Annotated in this window: 3 protein-coding genes; all 3 read right to left on the reverse strand. The window is 68.5% G+C overall.

Translation table 11 applies throughout. From position 1 onward, the window contains the following. Positions 1-988 (reverse strand): tyrosine-type recombinase/integrase (locus AWC17_RS05950; protein ID WP_046186929.1); only part of this gene is annotated, 988 nt, incomplete at its 3' end. Further along, the gene (locus AWC17_RS05955) at positions 985-1,929 is read right to left on the reverse strand and encodes a tyrosine-type recombinase/integrase (RefSeq protein WP_197083516.1); all 945 of its coding nucleotides are present in this window, start codon (positions 1,927-1,929) and stop codon (positions 985-987) included. The genes AWC17_RS05950 and AWC17_RS05955, both read right to left, overlap by 4 nt. Further along, positions 1,926-3,146, reverse strand: coding sequence for a tyrosine-type recombinase/integrase (locus AWC17_RS05960; protein ID WP_046186930.1), 1,221 nt, complete (start codon positions 3,144-3,146; stop codon positions 1,926-1,928). Before AWC17_RS05960 ends, AWC17_RS05955 begins: the two co-directional genes overlap by 4 nt. Positions 3,147-3,196 lie beyond the last annotated feature (50 nt).

Here is a 3,196-nt window from a genome sequence, read left to right on the forward strand (position 1 = left end):
AGAGTGCTTCAAGCCAGGCGAGCAGGCTGTCGCGCGGCTGGTAGCGGTCGACGCGTGTGTTGGGCGGTTGGGTTCGGGCCAGTGCTTTCTCCTTCAGGTGCAGGTCGGCGTGCAGGTAGATCTGGGTGGTGTCGACGCTGACGTGTCCGAGCCAGAGCGCGATAACGCTGGTGTCGACACCGGCGTGCAGGAGCCGCATAGCGGTGGTGTGTCGCAGCACGTGGGCGGTGACGGTCTTGCCTTGCAGCGACGGGCATTTGGCGGCCGCTGTGGCGGCGTAGTGGGCGAGGCGGTGTTCGATCGCGTCGCGGCTGAGCGAGGTGCCGCGCCGGATCGGAAACAAGGGATCGGTGGGATCACCGGGTTGGTTATCGAGCCAGCCGCGCAGCACGGTGATGGTCCCGGCAGTGAGCGGGGTGATCCGGTCCTTGCGTCCTTTGCCGTGGCAGGCGACGTGGGCGCCGACCCCGAGGTGGATGTCGCCGCGGGTGAGCGCGGTGAGCTCAGAGACCCGTAACCCGGTCTGCACCGCGAGCAGCAGCAGGGCATGGTCGCGGCGCCCGGTCCAGGTCGTTGGGTCGCAGACGCCCAGCAGCGCGTCGACCTCCGGTTCGGTGAGGTAGCTGATCACCGCCCGATCGAAGCGTTTGGGTGGGATCGCCAGCACCCGGGCGATGGTGGCGGCGTGCTCGGGGTGGGCCAGGGCGGCGAACCGGAACAGGGAGTGGATGGCGGCCAGCCGCGCGTTGCGGGTGCGCACGCTGTTGCCACGTTGATGTTCGAGGTACTCGAGGAAGGCCGCAATGAGCGGCGCGTCGAGGTCGGCCAGGTCTAGCCGCGCCGGTGCAACGCCGATGCGCTCGCTTGCATAGGCGAGCAGGAGCCGCCAGGTGTCGCGGTAGGCAGCGATGGTGTGCCCGCTGGCATGCCGTTGCCGGATGAGCCGGTCGGTGAAGAAGGCTTGCAGCGTCGGGGCGAGCGCGCTCATCGCCGCACCCCCGATCGGTCGGCCAGGTACTGCTCGAGCCGCGTCCCGACAACCGCCATCAACTCAGGCGAAGCGGACAAATACCAGTAGGTGCTCGCCGGGTGGACATGCCCGAGCCAGGTGCACAGCAGTGTGAGCCGGGTTTGTCCGTCTTCCCCGGCGGCGTAAGCATCCAGCATGGACCGCACGGCAAAGGAGTGCCTTAGATCGTGAATCCGCGGCCGACACGACGACGAGCGCGCCGTGAGCCCGGCTAGCCCCACCAGCCGGTGGTAGGCGTGATGAACATTGCAGTAAAGCAACCTGTTTCCGGCCAGCGAGACAAAGAACGCCGATGTCCCGGTGGTCGGGGCCAACTGGTTGCGCAGCCGCTGGTAGCGGCGCAGCGCATCGATGGTGCTGCGATGCAGCGCCAGCTCTCGGGTCTTGCCGAACTTCCCGAACCGCACCGTGAGTCGCCCCGCAGTCAGGTCGGCGTCGCCGCGATCCAGCGCTATCGCTTCCCCTACCCGGATGCCGGTGACCGCGAGCAGCCCGATCAAGGTAGCGAAGGTGGCTTGCCGCAACCGGCCGCGTAGCGTGTTGGTGGCCGCGATCAGCGCGGCCACGTCGGTATCGGAATACAAGTACGGGCTTGCCCGACGCGTCCGCTGCGGCAGCAGTTCTGGGGCAGGCACCTCGTGGACGGGATCCAGCGCGTGCAGGTAGGTGGCGAACCCGCGCACCGCCGCCAGCCGATAAGCCCACCAGTTCGAGGTGCCATTGGCGGGCAGCCGCGCCCAGTCCAGCGCCGCCGCGACGGTGATCCTCGATGCGCCGTGGTGTGCGAGGTAGTCGAGGAACTGGCCCAGCAGCTTCTCCGGCCGGGCCATCCGATACCCGAGAGCGCGGCGCAACACCAGGTAGTCGGTTAGCTCCTGCTGCAGCGGCCTGCCGGTCACGACACACCCCCACCGGACTCGACCGGCCAGGGCCGGGCCAGCACGGCCAGCGCTTTGTGGTCGACCTTGGCGTAGATCGCCGTAGTCAACGGCGAGCGGTGCCGCAGCACCTGCCCAACCTCGGGCAGTGTGCTGCCGGCGCGCAGCATCGCGGTGGCAGCGGTGTGCCGCAGCCGGTGCGCATGCATCTTGGGCAACCGGGCGCGCTGCGCGGCGTCGCAGACCACATTGGATACCCCGCCGGTGGTCAACGCCCGGTGCGGGGCGTGCACCCGCACGAACACGTTGCGCCCGGCGGCGGTGGCCGGCCGTCCATGGCGCAAATACCCGGCGATCGCCGCGCCCACGTCGGCCGGCAGCGGCAACCGTTCGATACGAGCTGCCTTGCCACACACCACGAGTTCGCCGTGACGCCAGTCGATGTCGTCCAACCCGAGCCTGGCGACCTCACCAGCCCGCAGGCCCAGTCGGGACAGCAGCAGCAAGATCGCATAGTCGCGACGGCCTGTGCCGGTGCGCCGATCACAACCGGCGAGCAGCCGGCGCAGCTGCCCGGGTTCGAGGCCCTTGGGCAGACTCGACAGTCGCCAGCCCGCCACTGACGGCACCGCACTCGCCAATGACATCGGCACCTGCCCGCTCAGGTGCAGCCAACGCAGCAGCGACCGCAGCGCGCAGACGACCAGCTTCGCCGACCCGACCGAACGGCCCGGGCAGGCAGACAGAACAAACCCGGTGACCTCGGCCGCCGTGATCCCGGCAAGGTCGAGCACGTCGCCGTGCGCGCGGGTGGCCACGAACGGGCGAACGAAATCCACATAGCCGCGCGCGGTGCGCGCGGTCAGCCCTCGCTCGCCGACCAAGTAGTCGTGGTAGCGGCCGAGCAGCTCCTCTACCGGTTCTGGCGGATCGGGCTCTTCAACCGGGAGCACACCCAGCGGCGCGAGGAAGTCCAGCAGCGGCCGCAGCGCTATCAGCGAGCGATACTCGACATAACCAGCTGCTCGCCGCTGCGCCAGATACTGGTCGATCACCGACGCGCTCAGTTGACCCAGCCCGATGCCCTCGGCGCTCATCCAGCGATCCAGATGCGCAAGAAAACACACATGCTGCCCTGCCGAGCTTTGCGTATAGCCCCGCCGCACCAACTCCTCGGCGAACCCGGCGATATGCGGCTCCAGCGGCCCGCGAAACAACGACCGCAATACCTTGACCACAACACTCTCCTCTCCACGAACGGACGAGAAGAGCGTCGATCACTTCATCG

This window comes from Mycobacterium nebraskense, from assembly GCF_002102255.1.
GTDB classification, from domain to species: domain Bacteria; phylum Actinomycetota; class Actinomycetes; order Mycobacteriales; family Mycobacteriaceae; genus Mycobacterium; species Mycobacterium nebraskense.